Origin of the sequence: Megasphaera sp. SC8-1, assembly GCF_024436295.1 — a bacterium.
Classification (GTDB): Bacteria; Bacillota; Negativicutes; order Veillonellales; family Megasphaeraceae; genus Megasphaera; species Megasphaera elsdenii.
Genome location: NZ_JANFQH010000032.1, coordinates 50,154 through 67,500 on the forward strand (window position 1 = coordinate 50,154; position 17,347 = coordinate 67,500).

At 56.0% G+C, this 17,347-nt stretch carries 19 protein-coding genes and 1 riboswitch; of the genes, 18 read left to right on the forward strand and 1 reads right to left on the reverse strand.

Features of this window, described 5'->3' with window-relative positions:
* Nucleotides 1-42 precede the first annotated feature (42 nt).
* The 16 genes from NOS26_RS10075 to coaBC all read left to right on the forward strand — a co-directional run bounded on the left by NOS26_RS10075 (nt 43) and on the right by coaBC (nt 11,787).
* Nucleotides 43-945 (forward strand): hypothetical protein, encoded by a 903-nt coding sequence (locus NOS26_RS10075; protein WP_014016734.1) that lies wholly within the window; start codon nt 43-45, stop codon nt 943-945.
* An 11-nt stretch (nt 946-956) separates the two neighbouring features.
* Nucleotides 957-1,301, forward strand: coding sequence for a YkvA family protein (locus NOS26_RS10080; protein ID WP_255917685.1), 345 nt, complete (start codon nt 957-959; stop codon nt 1,299-1,301).
* Between the two features lie 120 nt (nt 1,302-1,421).
* Entirely contained in the window at nt 1,422-1,871 is a 450-nt protein-coding gene (locus NOS26_RS10085; protein ID WP_014016732.1) for a thioesterase family protein, read from the forward strand.
* Complete coding sequence (murI, locus tag NOS26_RS10090; RefSeq protein ID WP_014016731.1) at nt 1,861-2,664, forward strand: glutamate racemase; 804 nt, start codon at nt 1,861-1,863, stop codon at nt 2,662-2,664. The genes NOS26_RS10085 and murI overlap by 11 nt, the downstream gene beginning before the upstream one ends.
* A 37-nt stretch (nt 2,665-2,701) precedes the next feature.
* Complete coding sequence (locus tag NOS26_RS10095; RefSeq protein ID WP_014016730.1) at nt 2,702-3,244, forward strand: hypothetical protein; 543 nt, start codon at nt 2,702-2,704, stop codon at nt 3,242-3,244.
* 14 nt (nt 3,245-3,258) lie between these two features.
* The gene (locus NOS26_RS10100; protein ID WP_014016729.1) at nt 3,259-3,921 is read left to right on the forward strand and encodes a coenzyme F420-0:L-glutamate ligase; all 663 of its coding nucleotides are present in this window, start codon (nt 3,259-3,261) and stop codon (nt 3,919-3,921) included.
* 12 nt (nt 3,922-3,933) lie between these two features.
* Entirely contained in the window at nt 3,934-4,524 is a 591-nt protein-coding gene (locus NOS26_RS10105) for an XTP/dITP diphosphatase (protein ID WP_204904087.1), read from the forward strand.
* Complete coding sequence (locus NOS26_RS10110) at nt 4,521-5,027, forward strand: metallophosphoesterase (RefSeq protein WP_014016727.1); 507 nt, start codon at nt 4,521-4,523, stop codon at nt 5,025-5,027. Before NOS26_RS10105 ends, NOS26_RS10110 begins: the two co-directional genes overlap by 4 nt.
* Nucleotides 5,028-5,055: 28 nt before the next feature.
* Nucleotides 5,056-5,820 carry an adenosylmethionine decarboxylase gene (speD, locus tag NOS26_RS10115; RefSeq protein WP_014016726.1) on the forward strand — a complete coding sequence of 255 codons (765 nt, stop codon included), beginning with the start codon at nt 5,056-5,058 and terminating at the stop codon, nt 5,818-5,820.
* 15 nt (nt 5,821-5,835) lie between these two features.
* A complete protein-coding gene (locus tag NOS26_RS10120) occupies nt 5,836-6,468 on the forward strand; it encodes a class II aldolase/adducin family protein (protein WP_255917687.1) in 633 nt (210 codons plus the stop codon).
* A 145-nt stretch (nt 6,469-6,613) separates the two neighbouring features.
* Nucleotides 6,614-8,317 carry an NFACT family protein gene (locus tag NOS26_RS10125; RefSeq protein ID WP_255917688.1) on the forward strand — a complete coding sequence of 568 codons (1,704 nt, stop codon included), beginning with the start codon at nt 6,614-6,616 and terminating at the stop codon, nt 8,315-8,317.
* A gap of 208 nt (nt 8,318-8,525) precedes the next feature.
* Nucleotides 8,526-9,413: a YicC/YloC family endoribonuclease gene (locus NOS26_RS10130; protein ID WP_255917689.1), complete on the forward strand. Its 888-nt coding sequence runs from the start codon at nt 8,526-8,528 to the stop codon at nt 9,411-9,413.
* Nucleotides 9,413-9,709 carry an extracellular matrix/biofilm regulator RemA gene (gene remA, locus NOS26_RS10135; protein WP_022498058.1) on the forward strand — a complete coding sequence of 99 codons (297 nt, stop codon included), beginning with the start codon at nt 9,413-9,415 and terminating at the stop codon, nt 9,707-9,709. Before NOS26_RS10130 ends, remA begins: the two co-directional genes overlap by 1 nt.
* Nucleotides 9,710-9,716: 7 nt before the next feature.
* Nucleotides 9,717-10,331 (forward strand): guanylate kinase, encoded by a 615-nt coding sequence (gene gmk, locus NOS26_RS10140; protein ID WP_014016713.1) that lies wholly within the window; start codon nt 9,717-9,719, stop codon nt 10,329-10,331.
* 15 nt (nt 10,332-10,346) lie between these two features.
* Entirely contained in the window at nt 10,347-10,556 is a 210-nt protein-coding gene (gene rpoZ / locus NOS26_RS10145; protein WP_014016712.1) for a DNA-directed RNA polymerase subunit omega, read from the forward strand.
* 16 nt (nt 10,557-10,572) lie between these two features.
* The gene (gene coaBC / locus NOS26_RS10150) at nt 10,573-11,787 is read left to right on the forward strand and encodes a bifunctional phosphopantothenoylcysteine decarboxylase/phosphopantothenate--cysteine ligase CoaBC (protein WP_027894639.1); all 1,215 of its coding nucleotides are present in this window, start codon (nt 10,573-10,575) and stop codon (nt 11,785-11,787) included.
* A 145-nt stretch (nt 11,788-11,932) separates the two neighbouring features.
* Here the strand turns inward: coaBC and NOS26_RS10155 are convergent, their stop codons facing one another.
* Nucleotides 11,933-13,204 carry a hypothetical protein gene (locus NOS26_RS10155; protein ID WP_255917690.1) on the reverse strand — a complete coding sequence of 424 codons (1,272 nt, stop codon included), beginning with the start codon at nt 13,202-13,204 and terminating at the stop codon, nt 11,933-11,935.
* Between the two features lie 129 nt (nt 13,205-13,333).
* A riboswitch (SAM riboswitch) is annotated at nt 13,334-13,434 on the forward strand.
* A 59-nt stretch (nt 13,435-13,493) separates the two neighbouring features.
* Here NOS26_RS10155 and metK point away from each other — a divergent pair.
* Entirely contained in the window at nt 13,494-14,684 is a 1,191-nt protein-coding gene (metK, locus tag NOS26_RS10160) for a methionine adenosyltransferase (RefSeq protein ID WP_014016709.1), read from the forward strand.
* Between the two features lie 142 nt (nt 14,685-14,826).
* On the forward strand, nt 14,827-17,184 hold the full coding sequence (priA, locus tag NOS26_RS10165; RefSeq protein ID WP_255917691.1) for a primosomal protein N': 2,358 nt from the start codon (nt 14,827-14,829) through the stop codon (nt 17,182-17,184).
* Nucleotides 17,185-17,347: the final 163 nt, after the last annotated feature.

Sequence of the window (17,347 nt, forward strand, 5' to 3'; positions counted from 1 at the left end):
TAAAGTATAAATTTTAATACGTTAAAGATTGGGGTGTTTGTTATGGCAGAAGAAGTATACAAAGAAGAAGCAAAGACAGTGGAAGAACTGCAGGCTGAAATTGCAGCCCTGAAACAGGAACTGGCCGATGTGAAGGCGCAGTCCCAGTCGACGGAAGAAGCCGCTGCCAGTGTCGTCAAGGCCATGGAACAATCGACGGAAGACAAAGACGTGAAAGTCGAAATGCTGTGCCGCTGGGCTGCTGCCCGCGCCGGCGCCATCGTCATCGCGCCCCTCGTCGGGACGGTGGCCCTCATGGCCAACGAAGTCTATCTGGTCAGCCGCATTGCCAGAGTCTATGACGTCAAATTGAGTGAACGGGCCCTCATCGCCTTCCTTGGCGCCGTCGGCAGCCGTGTCGCCGGCAGCCTGCTGACGACGATCATTCCTTTCAGCGCCATCCAGGTCCCGGTTGCCGTCGGCATCACGTACAGCCTGGGCCGCGTTACCCAGCGCTGGCTGAAAGACGGCATGCCTACCGACATGGGTCCCTACATCGACATGATGGGCGAATGGAAGGATAAAGCCCGGGAACAGGTCGATAAGCTCAAGGAAAATCCCTTGAAGAACGTCCCCCTCGGCGATGAAACCATCGATTTCATGAAGAAATGGGGCGGCGTCGCCAAAGAACGCTTCCAGGACGTCAAGGAAAAAGGGGAAGAACTCTATCACACCGTCCGCCATCACGATGACCTGGTCGACGAAATCGTCGAAGAAAAAGCAGAAGAAACCAAAGACGGAGAAGCCGGCAAAGCGGAAACAGCAGCTGCAGAAGCAGCTACGGCAGCCGGCACGGACGCCAAGGCTGAAACGGCAGCTCCTGCCGACAGTGAAGGCCTGTCCGTCGAAGACAAGGTCAAAGCCGCCGTAGAAGATGCCAAGATCCCTTTGGAAGATAAAAAGTAAGGTGAAGGCCCATGTGGAAGATACTGCGCTTTTTTGCACGTTTTTATACGCCTGGCAAGTTTGTCACTTTTATCCGCAAGACAGGGAGAAAGGTCCACTTTTTGCCGAAGCTCCTGACGATTTTTTACTGCATGCAGGATGAAGACACGCCGAAGTTCATCAAACTGGCCCTGATGGGGGCCTTGGGGTATGTCATCCTGCCCTTTGATTTCGTGCCCGATGTCTTTGCCGGGCTCGGCTGGCTCGATGATGCGGCCGTCGTCGCCGCGGCCCTGCGCCTGGCCGGGACTTATGTCAAACCGGAACACCGTGAAAAAGTACGTCATATGTTCCCGTTCTTCCGCGTCCATGTGTGAAGGCTGGGAAAAAAGAGCTGTCGTGGACAGCTCTTTTTCCTTTGACAAACATACTTCCTCATCGTAAAATAGTATGCGTGTGCATAATGAAAGATGCATAAAGTTAGGAGTTAAGAACTTATGATTACTGTTGTTGAAAAAGTGCGGTTCTATGAGACCGACATGATGGGCATTGCCCATCATTCCAATCATATCCGCTGGTTCGAGTGCGGCCGCTGTGAATACCTGGCAGCTGCCGGCATCGATTTGTTCGCCTTGCTGGACCAGGGCATTTCCTATCCCATCAAGAGCGTGTCCTGCGAGTACATCAGCCCCATCAACTATGCCGATACCATCGATATCGAGACGCGGCTGGTCAAGCTGAGCCGGGCGCAGATGGTCTTTTCGTACCGCATCGTCCATCACGATGACCACCGCCTGCTGGCGACGGGGACGACGCAGAATGTCTTTGCCCACAAGGACAGCGGCAAAGTCGCCCGCCTCGATGAGGCCGATTATAAGAAGTTACAGGCCATGTATGCCGAAGACAAAGCGGCTGCCCAGGCCGGGGGAGGGGTCCATGGAACGTAATGCACAGCCTATTGGCGTCTTTGATTCCGGCGTCGGCGGCCTGACGGTCGTCGCCAAGCTGCGGATGCTGCTGCCTCATGAAAATATCATCTATGTCGGCGATACCAAGCGCAACCCTTACGGGACGCGGACGCCGGAGGAAATCCTGGCCTATACGCGGGACATCCTCCGTTTCATGACGGCCCAGGGCGTCAAGCTCGTCGCCATCGGCTGCAACACCGTGACCGCCGTCGCCTATGATACGGTCGTCCGGGAAGTGCCGTATCCCCTCATCGGCATGAGCCGGGGACTGCGGACGGCCCGGGAAATCAGTGCGACCAAAAAGATAGCCGTCTTTGCTACGCCGCTCACCATCGCCAATCACAGTCATCGCAAAGTGGCGGCTGCCATGGATCCGGACATCGAAATCGTCGAACAGTCCTGCCCGGCCCTGGCCAATCTCATCGAACGGGGCGTCCTCGACGGCCCGGAAATCCGCGAGCCCTTGAAGCGCTATACGGAACCGGTCCTTCATTCCGGCGCCGATACGGCCATCTTCGGCTGCACCCATTTTCCCTTTGTCCAGCCCTTGTTCGAAGAGCTCTGCGGTGATTCCATCGCCTTCGTCGATCCCGCTCACGAAATGGCCCTGGAAACGCTGGACGTCCTGAAAAAGGACGGCCTCCTCAATAAGCAGCCGGAACCGGGGAACCTCCGCCTGTGCTTTACGGCAGAGAGTGGCCGCGGGTCCCGCCTGGCCCAGCATCTCATCCCGGCCAATGAATTTACGGCTGAAGAAATTTCCCTCACTTAATGGTTATTAAAATATTATACAAAAGGAGTCTTGCGTCGTGTTTTTCTATGTCTTACTCAATGTTGTCATTGCCGTCATCGGCATTGTCGCTGTCTTGTACCTTTTATTCCGCCTCTTTGCCTGGCGGCAGGGCGATGCCCGCTTCGTCATTGAAGCCCGCCGCCGTAAACCGTTCGAACTGAAGCAGATGACTCAGGATACGGCTGTCTTTGAAACGGAAGTGCCCATCCACAATGCCGGCCGTCAGCTCGGCACCATCATGGACTTCTATCCCCGGACCCTGCTGCCCCGCGAACAGTATGACAAAGTCATCGTCCATTCCCAGCTGGCCAATAAAGCCGCTGAACGCGATGATAATTATTGGGAATCGGTCATCTTCAACCCTGGCGACAAAGGCATGATCCGCGTCACCATCGCCCTGGTCAGCAAAGACGGCAATATCCGCGAAGACTTGAAGACCTTCCCTGACATGCCCATCGATTTGGTATATCAGGTCGTTTCCCGCAGCGAATGGTACATCCATAAAGCCCGCATCACCTTGAAGGCTTCGGAAGTACAGCACGCATTGGAACAGAACTAGGAGGTTTTAACGAGATGGCAGAATTAGAATTAGTACCTGTAAAAACGAGAATCCTTACGGATAAAGATGATATTGTCGATGTCATTGAAGAATATGCGAAAGACATCGTCGGCCCGGATGATCTGGTCTGCTCGGCCGAAAGTGTCGTCGCCATTACCCAGCGCCGCTACACCCGCCCGGAAGAACTGACGCCGTCGTGGCAGGCCCGCCTCATGCGCCGCTTCGTCCCCGGCGAAGGCAGCATGGCCAGCCTCTATGGCATGCAGGCAGCCATGAACCTGGAAGGCGAATGGAAGATGATGTTCTGGTTCTTCGTCGGCTTCCTGGCCAAACTCGTCGGCAAGAATGGCGTATGGTATGCCAAATGCCGCCAGGCCTCGCTGACAGATGATGTCACCGGCACGATGCCGCCTTTTGATAAATGCATCGTCTACGGCCCGGCTGAACCGGATAAAGTGGCTGAAAAGATCAAACAGCGCATGGGCTGCTACGGCGCCGTCGTCGCTGACGTCAACGACCTCAAGCGTTCGGCTGTCCTCGGCCACAGCAAAGGCCTGAACCCGAAGGAAATCGCCAAGATCCTCATCGACAACCCCTTCGGCAATGCATCCCAGAAGACGCCGATCGTCGTCATCAAGAATTACGCCCAGTTCGTCAAGAACCGGAATAAGGACTAAGGAGAAAGGCCTGTGGCAGAAAAAATCGTACTGGCAACGCATAATGCCGGAAAAATCCGGGAGTTCAAGAGCATCCTGGAACCTTTGGGCTACGAAGCCGTCTCCGTCCACGACGTCATCGCCGACATCACCGAACCGGAAGAGACGGGGACGACCTTTGCCGAAAATGCCCTGCTCAAAGCGACGTATTACATGAAGGCTACCGGCCTGCCCTGCCTGGCGGACGATTCGGGCATTGCCGCCGACGCCCTCGGCGGCCGGCCCGGTGTCTACTCGGCGCGCTATGCCGGCCCGGACTGCGACGATGAAGCCAATAACCAGAAGCTCATCGCCGACTTGGCCGCCTTTCCGCCGGAACAGCGGACGGTCCACTACATCTGTTCCCTCGTCCTCATCTGGCCGGACGGCCAGACGGTGACGGCTGAAGGGAGCTGTGACGGCATCCTGCGCGACTTCTATGCCGGCCAGAACGGCTTCGGCTATGATCCGCTGTTTTACGTACCCGACAAGGGCAAGACCATGGCAGAGCTGTCCATGGCCGAAAAGAATGAAATCAGCCATCGCGGCAAAGCCTTGAAAAAGCTCGTCGAGGCCTTGTCATGAGTACGGTCCGCGTCGGCCTGGTCAGTGACAGCCACGGCCGCTTTGAATGTCTGTCGCGCATGGCCGATACGGCACCGGACGTCGCTGCCTGGATCCATTGCGGCGACTACTGCGATGACGGCGAAGACCTGGCCATCTATACGGGCGTCCCGGTCTACGCCGTCCTGGGCAATAACGACTATATGACCCGTACGAACGATCCCGAATGTCGCTGCATTACCGTCGGCGGCATCCGCATCGTCGCCATCCACGGCTGTCAGTGGTATGGCGAACGGCGCTGGCAGAAGCTCGTCGAGCTGGGCCGCCAGCATCAGGCGGATCTCGTCGCTTTTGGCCATACGCACCGCCGCTTCATCAAGACCGAAGGCGATTTATGGGTCGTCAATCCCGGCAGCATCGGCCTGCCCCGGGACAACCGGCAGGGGACGTATGCCATCGTGTCCATCGAAGACGGGGCTATTAAAGATGTCGCTTTTCGCGAGATCGAACGAATCAAACGGTAACTCTTGCAGGAATGGGTGGGGGAAATTCATGAAAAATAATAAACTCAAGCTCTACGGGTTCAACAACCTGACCAAGACCCTGAGCTTCAACATGTATGACATTTGCTATGCTGTCAGTGACGAGTCACGCCGCCAGTACATCGAATACATCGATGAACAGTATAATGCCGAACGGCTGACCCAGATCCTGCGCAACGTGTCGGATATCATCGGCGCGCACATCCTCAATGTGGCCAGTCAGGATTACGACCCGCAAGGGGCCAGCGTCACCATCCTCATTTCCGAAGAAGAAGTGAACGATGCCGACGTCGTCTGTCATCTCGACAAGAGCCACTTGACGGTCCATACCTATCCCGAAAGCCATCCCCAAAAGGGCATCATGACTTTCCGGGCTGATATCGACGTCTCGACGTGCGGCCGCATTTCGCCGCTCAATGCTTTGAATTACCTCCTGGACAGTTTCGATTCGGACATCGTCACCCTCGATTACCGCGTCCGCGGCTTTACGCGCGATATGAACGGCAAGAAGCTGTTCATCGATCACCGCATCAATTCCATCCAGAATTACATCGCCCCGGCGACGCGCAACCGTTACGATATGATCGATGTCAACGTCTACCAGGAAAACATCTTCCATACCAAGATGGTCCTCCACGATTTCGATTTGGATAATTATTTGTTCAACATCACCAAGGACGACTTGACGCCGCGCCAGCAGCAGCAGATACGCCGTCAAGTACACCAGGAAATGTTGGAAATCTATAACGGCCGCAATATGCCGTCCATGCGCTAAAAGGGGGCAGGGAGAGTGGATACCAAGAAAACACTGTGCCGCATCGGCGCCCAGATGAAAGAAGCCGGCCTGGTCACGGCCTGCGATGGCAATATCAGTTTCCGCCGCAGCGACGGGGCCATCGTCATTACGCCGTCAGGCGTGCCGAAAGGAGAGCTGAAGCCCAAGCACCTGCTCGTCGTCGACCTCGACGGCCATGTCCTGGAAGGGACGGGGAAGGCGTCGTCCGAATCGGCCCTCCATTTGGAAATTTATCGGAAGCGAGATGACGTAAAGGCCATCATCCACGCCCATCCCATCACGGCAACGGCCCTGACCGTAGCCGGCATCCCCTTCCGGCCAGACATCGTCACCGAAGGAACCCTGGTCCTGGGACCGGTGCCGACCGTACCCTATGCGTCGCCGGGATCGGAAGCCCTGGCCCTGGCCTGTGCCGAAGCCGCAGAAGGGGCGGATGTCTTCCTCATGGAACGTCACGGCGCTGCCACCGTCGGCCAAAATCTGACCCAGGCCTTTTACCGCCTGGAAACCTTAGAGACCGTAGCCAAGATGTATCGTGATTCTCTCATCTTCGCCGCCGCTAAGGACTCGCAAAACAATAACCCCGCTGCCAAAGCCCAGCCCTTGAGCTGGTATTTGAAGCAGTGAAAAAGGGCTTGTCGCATGACGACAAGCCCTTTTTGAGTATTAAGTTTGCAGTTGAAAGACGCCCCTCTTCACAGGATGCGGCAAAACATGGTATCATTAAAAAGATTGTTTGTTTCAGTGAGAATTACGATAAGGAGGTATCATCATGAATCTGGATGGTATCACATTACATTGCATTACCAACGAACTGGCTGACATCCTCAAGGGCGGCCAGATTTCTAAGATTTATCAGCTCGATGCCCGGTCTCTTTACTTCCGCGTCTTCAACAATACGGGTATCCACCACCTGGTCATCACCCTGGACGATTCGCCGCGCTTGTATGTTGCCGATACGATGCCGCCGACGCCGGACATTCCGACAGGGCTTTGCATGTTCCTGCGCAAATACTATGAAAATGGCCGCATCGCCTCCATTGCCCAGCTGCATCTGGACCGGCTCATCGAAATCGCCGTCGACGTCCTCGACATGTCGGGCCGCCTGGTGACGCGCAAAATCCACGTGGAACTCATGGGGAAATACAGCAACGTCATCTTCACCGAAGACGGTACCATCATCGAAGCCCTCATCAAGACGGGCAAGAATAAACAGGCCTTGCGGACCATCGCGCCCAAGGAACCTTATGCCTTCCCGCCGAACTTCATGCGCATGGATCCCTTTGCTTTTTCAGCGCAGGAACTGACGGATATGATGGAAACGGGGACAGACGAACCGCTCAAGACGTGGATGCTCAAGCGCTTCAATGGCATGAGCACGATTGTCCTCAACGAACTGTCTTATGATTCGGGCATCGACGCGGCGCGTCCCGTTGGGGAACTGTCACCGGCAGACCGTTTCGCCTGGTGCCGCACGGTCGAAGCCTTTGGCAAGCGCCTGGAAGGCATGTCCGGGGCCTACGTCTATACGGTCAAGGGCAAGGAAGTCATTTTCCCGCTGGAACTGCACAGCCTGGCCCCATATCCGCGGCGCCACTTCAGCCTCATCGAGACCTACCTCAGCGAATACCAGGCTACGCACCGCAGCCTCAACGGCGAACAGGAACAGCTCCAGAAGAAAGTGGGCAAGCTCATCGAAAAGCAGAAGCGCAAGATCAAGCGCATTGCCAGCGAAATGAAAGAAACGAAAAAGATGGACACGTACAAGCTCTATGGCGACTTGCTCATGATCTACGCCTATGAAAAGCACGACCATGAAAAAGAAGTGACCGTCCAAAATCTCCTGTCCGAAGCCCAGGAAAAGGTGACCATCCCCTTGAATCCGGCCTATTCCATGACCGACAATGCCAATCGCTATTACAAGCGCTATACAAAGATGCGCAACCGCAAGCAGATGTCGGCCCAGCTCCACGAAGAGAACCAGAAACACCTGGATTACCTCTATTCTCTGGAATACGCCTTGGAAAATACGAGCACCAAAGATGAAATTGCCGACATCAAAGCGGAAATGAAACAGATGAACCTCATCAGCGGCCACAACCGGGACAAGCTTAAGAAAGAATCGGCCCAGGACATCTTGACCCTCAAAGCCGACGGCCTGGACATCTGGGTCGGCCGCAACAACCGCCAGAACGATTTCCTGACCTTGAAGAAGGCCCATCCCTACGACCTCTGGTTCCACGTCAAGAACCAGCCCGGCTCGCACGTCATCCTGGCCTGCCACAACGTGACGCCGACCGACGCCCAGATCGAACGGGCGGCCCAGCTGGCAGCGTACTACAGCAAGGCCCGGGAAAGCTCGAAAGTCGAAGTCGACTGCACCCTCGTGCGCCACGTCAAAAAGCCGGCCCACGCCGTTCCAGGCTACGTCATCTTCACCGACCAGACGACCTATATGGTAGAACCGAAAAAATAATGATTCGTGGCTCGTAGGGGCAGGTCGTAGGCTCTCCTTATAGGAGAGCTGTCAGCGAAGCTGACTGAAAGGTTGCCTTTTATCGTTTGAGGTTTGATGTATGATGTTTGAGGCGATGGTTATTTGCTTAATTTGTGGTAAAATATTGCAAAAATCAAGCCATCTAGGGTATAATGAGATATTGAATAAATAATAAGGGGGTTCGTAAATGCGAAGTATGACTGGGTTTGGCAGCGGTTCCGGCAATGACGGGAAACTGGCTGTCACCATTGAAATGCGCGCTGTGAACCAACGTTTTTTGGAATTGAATATCCGTATGCCTCACGCCTACCTGGCCCTGGAAGACCGGCTGCGCAGCGGCATCAAGGCCGTCCTCAAGCGGGGCAAGGTCGATGTCTTCGTCACCGTACAGGATTTGGATCCGGCAGCGCCTGATGTCCGCGTCGATGACGCTGCCTTAGGCGCCGTCAAGACGGCCCTGCAGGACGTGAACGACCGCTTTTTTGCCGGCAAGGCCGTGACCCTCGGCGATGTGACGTCCCTGACCAAGGACTGGTTCGTCCAGACGCCGCCGGCTATCGACGCCGAGGCCAGCTGGCCGCCCTTTGAAGCGGCCCTGCAGGGAGCCCTGGACAGCATGGTCGCCATGCGCGAACGGGAAGGAGCCAATATCGGCCGGGATCTCCTCAGCCGGGCTGATGAGATGGCGTCCCTCGTCGAAACCATTGCCAGCCGCAAGGACCTCATCGTCCAGGCCTATGAAGAACGGCTGGAAAAGAAAATCCTGGCCCTCATGGACAAGGTCCAGGCCGCCGTTCCCGACGAGGACCGGCTGTTGCAGGAAGTGGCCATTTATTCGGATAAAGTCGATTTCACGGAAGAAGTCGTCCGTTTCCGCAGCCATCTGAACCAGCTGCACACGATGCTCCAGAGTTCCGGTGAAGTAGGGCGCAAGCTCGATTTCCTCATCCAGGAAATGAACCGCGAGACCAATACCATCGGCTCTAAAGCTGGCGACCTGGCCGTGACCGAAGCAGTCCTGCAGCTCAAGAATGAAATCGAAAAGATTCGCGAACAGGTGCAGAATATCGAATGATGAACTTCAATTTATTAAATATCGGCTTCGGCAATGTCGTCATGGGTGACAAAGTCGTAGCCATCATCAGTCCTGAATCGGCGCCCATCAAGCGCCTCGTCCAGGACGCCCGTGATGGGAATACCCTCATCGATGCGACCTTTGGCCGCAAGACCCGGTCGGTCCTGGTCATGGATAACGGCTGGATCATCTTATCGGCCTTGCAGCCGGAAACGATTTCCCATCGCATCGTCCCTGCCGGCAGTGATGCCGTCCTGGAAGAGGATACGGAAACAGGGGAAGAAGAAAAGGAGTAGTTGTGTCATGAATGATTCCGGATTGCTCATCGTTGTGTCCGGCCCGTCCGGAGCCGGCAAGGGGACGATCTGTTCCGCTCTGCGGGAACAGTTCCCGAATATCCAATATTCTATTTCCATGACGACCCGAAAACCCCGTCCTGGGGAAGTGGACGGCGTCAATTATTATTTTGCCGATAACGCGCGGTTCGAGCAGCTCCTGGCAGAAGATGCCTTCCTGGAACATGCCAAGGTCTACGACCATTACTACGGCACGCCGAAGAAGTACGTTTATCAGATGCTGGAAGAAGGCAAACACGTCATGCTGGAAATCGACATCCAAGGGGCCATGCAGGTCAAGAAACGGTATCCCCAAGGCGTCTTCATCTACATCGTACCGCCCAGCCGGGACGTCCTGGAAAAACGCCTCCGCGGCCGTCAGACCGATTCGGACGACGTCATCGCCGGCCGGCTGGCCAAGGCCCGGGCAGAACTGGACTGGATCGACCGCTATGATTACGTCATCGTCAACGACGAACTAGAGAAAGCCGTCGATGAAGCGGCGTCCATCTTGAAAGCCGAACAGTGTAAAGTGACGCGCAATGCCCATCGCATCGCCCATACGAAAGAATTGTACAAATAATAGGAGAGATGAACTATGTTAATTAAACCGACCCTCGAATCCTTGATGACTAAAGTAGACAGCAAGTACACGCTGGTTACGCTGGCTGCCAAACGGGCCCGTCAGCTCACCGATGGCGACGAACCCCTCGTCGACGTCGATACGACGAAAGTAGTTTCCATTGCCATGGAAGAAATCGACCAGGGCAAGATCACGTATGAAGCACCGCGTGACGGCATTAAATAACACGGAGGTGTTTTCCATGAGCTTGGAAAAGAAAAAGATTGTCTTAGGTATCACTGGCGGCATCGCTGCTTTTAAAGCCGCATCCATTGCCAGCCAGCTCCGCAAGCAAGGTGCTGAAGTCAAATGCATCATGACCGACCATGCGACGAAACTGATCACGCCGCTGACGATGCGGGAAATCTCGGGCAATCCCGTTGCCGTATCCATGTTCGACGATGTACCCGAATTTAACGTAGAACACATCGCCCTGGCCCGCTGGGCCGACGTCTTCGTCATCGCCCCGGCGACGGCTGATATCATCGGCAAGATCGCCAACGGCATTGCCGATGACATGCTGTCGACGACGGTCATGGCTACGACGGCACCGGTCCTCATCGCACCGGCAATGAATACGAATATGTATCTGAATCCTATTACCCAGGATAATATGGCCAAGCTGAAGAAATTCGGCTACCATTTCATCGAACCTGACAGCGGCCATCTGGCCTGTGGCATCGACGGCGTCGGCCGCCTGCCTGAACCGGATACCATTGTCGATTACATCGAACTCCTGGCCTGCCGCAACGACCTCCTGAAAGGCAAGAAGGTCCTCGTCACGGCTGGTGGTACGCGGGAACCCATCGATCCGGTCCGCTTCATCGGCAATCATTCCAGCGGCCGCATGGGTTTTGCCATCGCCAAGGCTGCCGTCATGGCCGGCGCAGAAGTCACATTGGTCGCCGGGACGACGGATAACCTCAAGACGCCGGTCGGCCTGGCCCGCCGCGTCGATGTCGGCAGTACGCGCGACATGAAAGCCGCCGTCGACTCCTATTACGATGACTGTGACCTGGTCATCAAATCGGCAGCGGTTGCCGATTACCGTTCGGCTCATCCGGCAGAAAACAAGATTAAGAAGAACGACGATACCTTGACCCTCGAAATGGCCAAGAATCCCGATATCCTCTATGGCCTGGGCCAGCGCAAGACCCATCAGACCCTGGTCGGTTTTGCCGCTGAAACGACGAACGTCATCGAATACGGTACGAAGAAGCTCAAGAAGAAGAACCTCGACATGCTCGTCGCCAACGACGTCAGTGCCGAAGGGGCCGGCTTCAAAGGGACGACGAACATCGCCACCTTGCTTTTCCCGGACGGCTCTATGGAAAAATTAGATAAAATGGATAAAGACGAACTCGCTGCCATCATCGTAGCCCGCGCTGCGGCTATCATGGCGAAAAAACAGGGTTGATGAGAGTTTATAGGTTGCAGAAAAAGGACTGTTGCACATGCGACAGTCCTTTTTAGTGGCTAGTGGCTAGTAGTTAGGGGTTAGCAGATGGTTTTAATGTTGTAGGGGCCGTCCAAAAGGGCGGCCCGCCACGAGCCACGAACCACTAACCACTAACCCGCCCTACGATGGCTTTGGCGAAGCCGTTGAGGTTGGTCGGGCCGATGGGGAGGATGGGACAGCCTTTTTCTTTGGCTTCCGTAATGGCCCAGCGGATGAGCGGCGTCTTGCCGTCTTCCATGTTGATGACTAAGAGAGCCGATTCTTTGAGCATCCGATCATCTCCCGGCTGGCCGCTGATGATGACGACGGCCCCGAAACGGCGCTGAATGCGGCGCTGCCAGTCTGGGTCGCCGCCGGCCAGGGCAAGCTGACGCCCCGTGAGGAAGCGGTCGAGCTGACGCGTATAGTCGCGCTGGGTCATGAAGGAAGGCAGGTCCAGGCCGCGGTCTTCCGGGTCCCGGGCCGACCGAGACGCTTCCTGAGGCGTCACTTTCCGGTGCGCCTGTCCGCTGGAAAGGTCCGGCCGTACCTGACGCTTGTTGAGTTCCTTGCGCAGGGCCAGGAGTTCGGCGATTTGGCCGGATGCCGTTTCCTTGATCTTTTCGATATACTGTTCCTGTTTGCGGATGCGGTCTTCATATTGCTTGCGCTCCTGTTCGCGGCCGGCCCGTTCGCTTTCTAATTCCTGGCGCAGCCGTTCCAGTTCGGCCAGGACCGTCGTACGGTTTTTGGCTTCCAGGCGCAGGCGCAGGAGCTCTTCCTTATCGGCGTCCATCTGGGCCTTTTCCTCCCGCAGCTGCTGAAGTTCTTCTTTTTCCTTGCCCATCATCATGGCCGGCGTTTCCTGGCCGCCTGTGACGGCTTCGTCAGACCAGGGCTGGTCGCAGATGGCCATGAGATAAATGCCCAGGGCGTGGGCCACAGCGTGCTTGGCCATCTGTACATCTTCAAAGACGTTGGTCAGCTCAAGAATCTGGCTGTCCGTCTGGAGCATGAGCAGGTCGATGATGCCCATATAGGAAAAGGACTCCATGGTCTGCGCCATGTCGTAGCGTTCGAGGTGAATCGTGCCGGCGTAGATTTCTTCCGGGTTTTGTTGGGACGTATAATACGTATTAATGAGCAGCCGGTCTGCCGTCCGTTCGTAGATCCGCAGGACCAGGGCGTCTTCCTTGTCCGTGCCGGTGTAGCGGCTGAAGGTCAGCCGTTCCTGGGACAGGAGGGTCGTCACCAGGTTTGGGGTCTTATACCACTTGCCGAATATTTCGACTCGCTTAGCCAGCCGCAGGTCGCCGGGTTTGCTGCAGGTGGCATAATCAAAATAAGGGTCGTTGAAGAATATATCTCTAGGCCGCAATTTGGTCATATCTATCATCCTTTCTATCTTCTGTAGACATTATACCCCTGCCTGTAGGGAAGCGTCTAGTAGACAATGCTTTTTGCAACAAAAAATGCTTGCAAAAAGGGCAGACTTGAATTATAATGGATAAGCAAACCAAATAAAGAACCATCAAGAGACGACGGAGGGACTGGCCCTGTGATGTCGCAGCAACCTTCAGCTATGAAAGGTGCTAATTCCAGCAGTGATATACTGGCAGATGGGGATTAGAAGCCCCTCTCATGAAGTCATGGATGAGGGGAATTTTTTTTAAGGAGGATCACTCATGGCTAAAAATCGTGAATTCTTTACATCCGAATCCGTCACCGAAGGCCATCCCGATAAAATGGCCGACCAGATTTCGGACAGCATTTTGGATGCCATTCTTGCAAAAGATAAAAACGCCCGCGTTGCCTGCGAAACCTTGGTAACGACCGGCATGGTACACGTCGTCGGCGAAATCTCTACGACGTGCTACGTCGATATTCCGCACATCGTCCGCGAAACGATCCGCGATATCGGTTATACCCGCGCTAAATACGGCTTTGACTGCGATACCTGCGGCGTCCTCGTCTCCTTGGACGAACAGTCTCCGGATATCGCCATGGGCGTCGATGACGCCTTGGAAAAGAAGGAAGGCAATACAGATAAGTTCGATACCATCGGCGCTGGCGACCAGGGCATGATGTTCGGCTATGCTTCCAACGAAACGGACGACTACATGCCGCTGCCCATTTCTTTGGCACACCGTTTGGCCCGCCGCCTGGCAAAGGTCCGCAAAGACGGTACCCTGCCGTATCTCCGTCCCGATGGCAAGACTCAGGTCACTGTCGAATATGAAGACGGCAAACCCGTCCGCATCGACACCATCGTCATTTCGGCACAGCACAGCCCGGAAGTCAGCCGCGAACAGATTGAAAGCGATCTCCTCGAATTCGTCATCAAACCGGAACTTCCGGAAGGCTTGTTCGACGACAAGACGAAACTCTTCATCAACCCGACAGGCCGCTTCGTCATCGGCGGTCCCCAGGGCGACTCGGGCCTCACGGGCCGCAAGATCATCGTCGATACCTATGGCGGCATGGCTCGTCATGGCGGCGGTGCTTTCTCCGGCAAGGACCCCACAAAAGTCGACCGTTCGGCTGCCTATGCAGCTCGTTACGTCGCCAAGAACGTCGTCGCTGCCGGCTTGGCTGACAAATGCGAAATCCAGCTGGCTTATGCCATCGGCGTAGCCCGCCCGGTTTCCATCCACGTCGAAACCTTCGGCACGGGCAAAGTCCCGAACGAAAAGATCGTCGAACTCATTGAAAAGAACTTCGACCTTCGTCCGGCTGGCATCATCGCCATGCTCGACTTGCAGCGCCCGATTTACAAACAGACCGCTGCCTATGGCCACTTCGGCCGCAACGACCTCGACCTGCCTTGGGAAAAGACAGACAAAGCCGATACGCTCCGCAAAGAAGCCGGCTTATAAGAGGCGGTTCGATAAACTGAACATCCAAAAAAAGGGGACTGTCGCATCACTGCGCGGTCCCTTTTTAAGTGTCATTGTTTGCGGGCCGCCTTGACAGGACGGCCCCTACGAACCACAAACCACGAACTACGGAGGTGTTTCTTTGTTTGCTGAAATCATCATCAATACGACGGCGAAGCGGCTGCAGCAGACCTTTTCCTATATCGTCCCCGAGGGGATGGCTGTCCGCGTCGGCAGCCGCGTCCTCGTGCCTTTCGGTCATCGCCGGGAAGAAGGCATCGTCGTCGCCCTGCAGGAACACCTGGCGGAGCCGGCTGATTTCACGCTGAAGCCCATTGAAGGCCTGCTCTCGACGCAGAACGGCTTCCAGGAAGAGATGATCCGCACGGCCCTTTGGATCCGCGATTACTACGTCTGCAACTTGTCCGATGCCCTGCGCCTGTTCATGATCGATAAGAAAGGACTGGTCCGCCGCGATGTCGTATCGGCCGGACCGGCCCAGCCGCAGACAGCGGACGAAGCGCGGCTACAAACCTATGTGGCCGGAAAAGGGCGCTGTGAAAAAGGCGCACTGAGCCGCCGGTTCGGCCAAGACCTCGTCGAGAAGGCTTTGGCCAGCCAGGTCCTGACCAGCCGGATTTGTTATAAGAACCAGATTGCCGACAAGATGGAAGACTGGCTTTCTTTTGCTGCCGACGATACGGAAGCTATTCTTCATGGCCGTCGCCGCCAGCAGGAACTGCTCCAGGCCTTGAAAGCCAAGGGCGAAGGCCCTGTCTCTTATTGGCAGGGACAAGGCTACAGCCGCGATCTCATGCGCCGCCTCTGTGCGACGGGATTGGCCCGCTGGAGCCAGCGGCCGGCCAGGACGACGAATATCTTGCCGAGCCTTGCCCGGGACGAAGCTTTTTCCTTGACAGCGGAACAGCAACAGGCATTACAGGTTATCGGAAGCGATGAGCATGGTAAAACCTACGTCCTCCACGGTATCACCGGCAGCGGCAAGACAGAAATCTACATGCAGTTAGCCAGCCAGGCCCTGAAAAAAGGGAAACAGGTCGTCGTCTTAGTGCCGGAGATCGCCTTGACCGGCCAGATTGTCCGCCGCTTCCTGCGCCGTTTCGGCGACGATGTCGTCGTCATGCACAGCCAGCTGTCCCAGGGGGAGAAGCGCAACAACTGGCTGCGCATGCAGAACGGGACGAGTCATATCTGCATCGGTGCCCGGTCGGCGGTCTTCGCGGCGGCTCAGTCCATCGGTTTGTTCATCGTCGACGAAGCCCACGACAGCTCGTACAAGCAGGACGAGGCGCCGCGCTATCATGCCGTCGCCGTCGCCCGCCAGCGGGCCGCGTATTACGGCTGCCCCGTCGTCCTGGGCAGCGCGACGCCGGCGCTGGCTGACTATTATCGAGCCTTGCAGGGAGAATACGTCCTGGTCGAACTAAAAGAACGAGTCGGCCATCGCCCTCTGCCGGCTGTCCAGGTCGTCGACATGCGGGATGAGCTGGCCCGGGGCAATTACCGCGTCGTCTCCGATGCCCTGCTCACTCTCTTGGAAGAGACTTTGGCAGCCCGTCAGCAGGCCATCATCCTCCTCAACCGCCGCGGTTTCTCGACCTTCGTCATGTGCCGCAAGTGCGGCTACGTCGTCAAGTGCGACACGTGTGATGTGGCCATGGTCTACCATCGCCAGGCAGCTCATCTGCGCTGCCATTACTGCGATGCCGAAAAGCCGATTCCTACCGTCTGTCCTTCCTGCGGCAGCAAGTATATCAAGTTCTTTGGCAGCGGTACGGAAAAAGTGGAAGCCCAGCTCCACGAACTCCTGCCGACGGCCCGCATCATCCGCCTCGACCAGGACACGACGAGCCGCAAGCACAGCGGTGACCGCATCATCGAAGCCTTCCGCCGCCACGAATACGATATTCTCCTGGGAACGCAGATGGTTGCCAAAGGTCATGATTTTCCCGGCGTCAGTGCCGTCGGCATCTTGTCGGCAGACAGCCTGCTCAACATCCCGGCTTACTGGGCTGGCGAGCGGACCTTCCAGCTCCTGACCCAGGCAGCCGGCCGGGCCGGCCGCGGCGATATCCCGGGCCGCGTCATCATGCAGACCTATGCACCGGACCACTACGTCATCCAGTGCGCAGCCCGTCAGGATTACCGGGCTTTTTATGACCAGGAAGTCCAGTTCCGGAAGGAATTGGGCTATCCGCCGTTCCAGGAAATGGCCAAGATACTAATCCAGGACGAATCAGAAGAACAGGTCTGGCGCAAAGCCAACGACGTCGCAGCGGCCTTGAACAGCTGGAATCAGGACCACGGTGATGAAGTCGCAGTCATTGGCCCCTACGAAGACGTCATCAAGAAGATACGCAATAAGTACCGCGTCGTCCTCTCCCTGACCGGGAAAGACCTGACAGCCATCAAAAAAGCCATGCAGCACCTTCCGGCCTGCTGGCAGACCGGCGTCATCATCGACATCGACCCCATGTAATCATGGCGACCTAGCATTACATAATGGTAGGGGCTCGCACGTGGCGAGCCCGTCAGGCATATGAACTCATTCCTCCATCGGGCAGAAACGGGCGTCCCGCCGTTTCCTAAAAAGATATGATAGCAAAAATGTCAGATTTGTTATATAATAAAACAGAATAAGC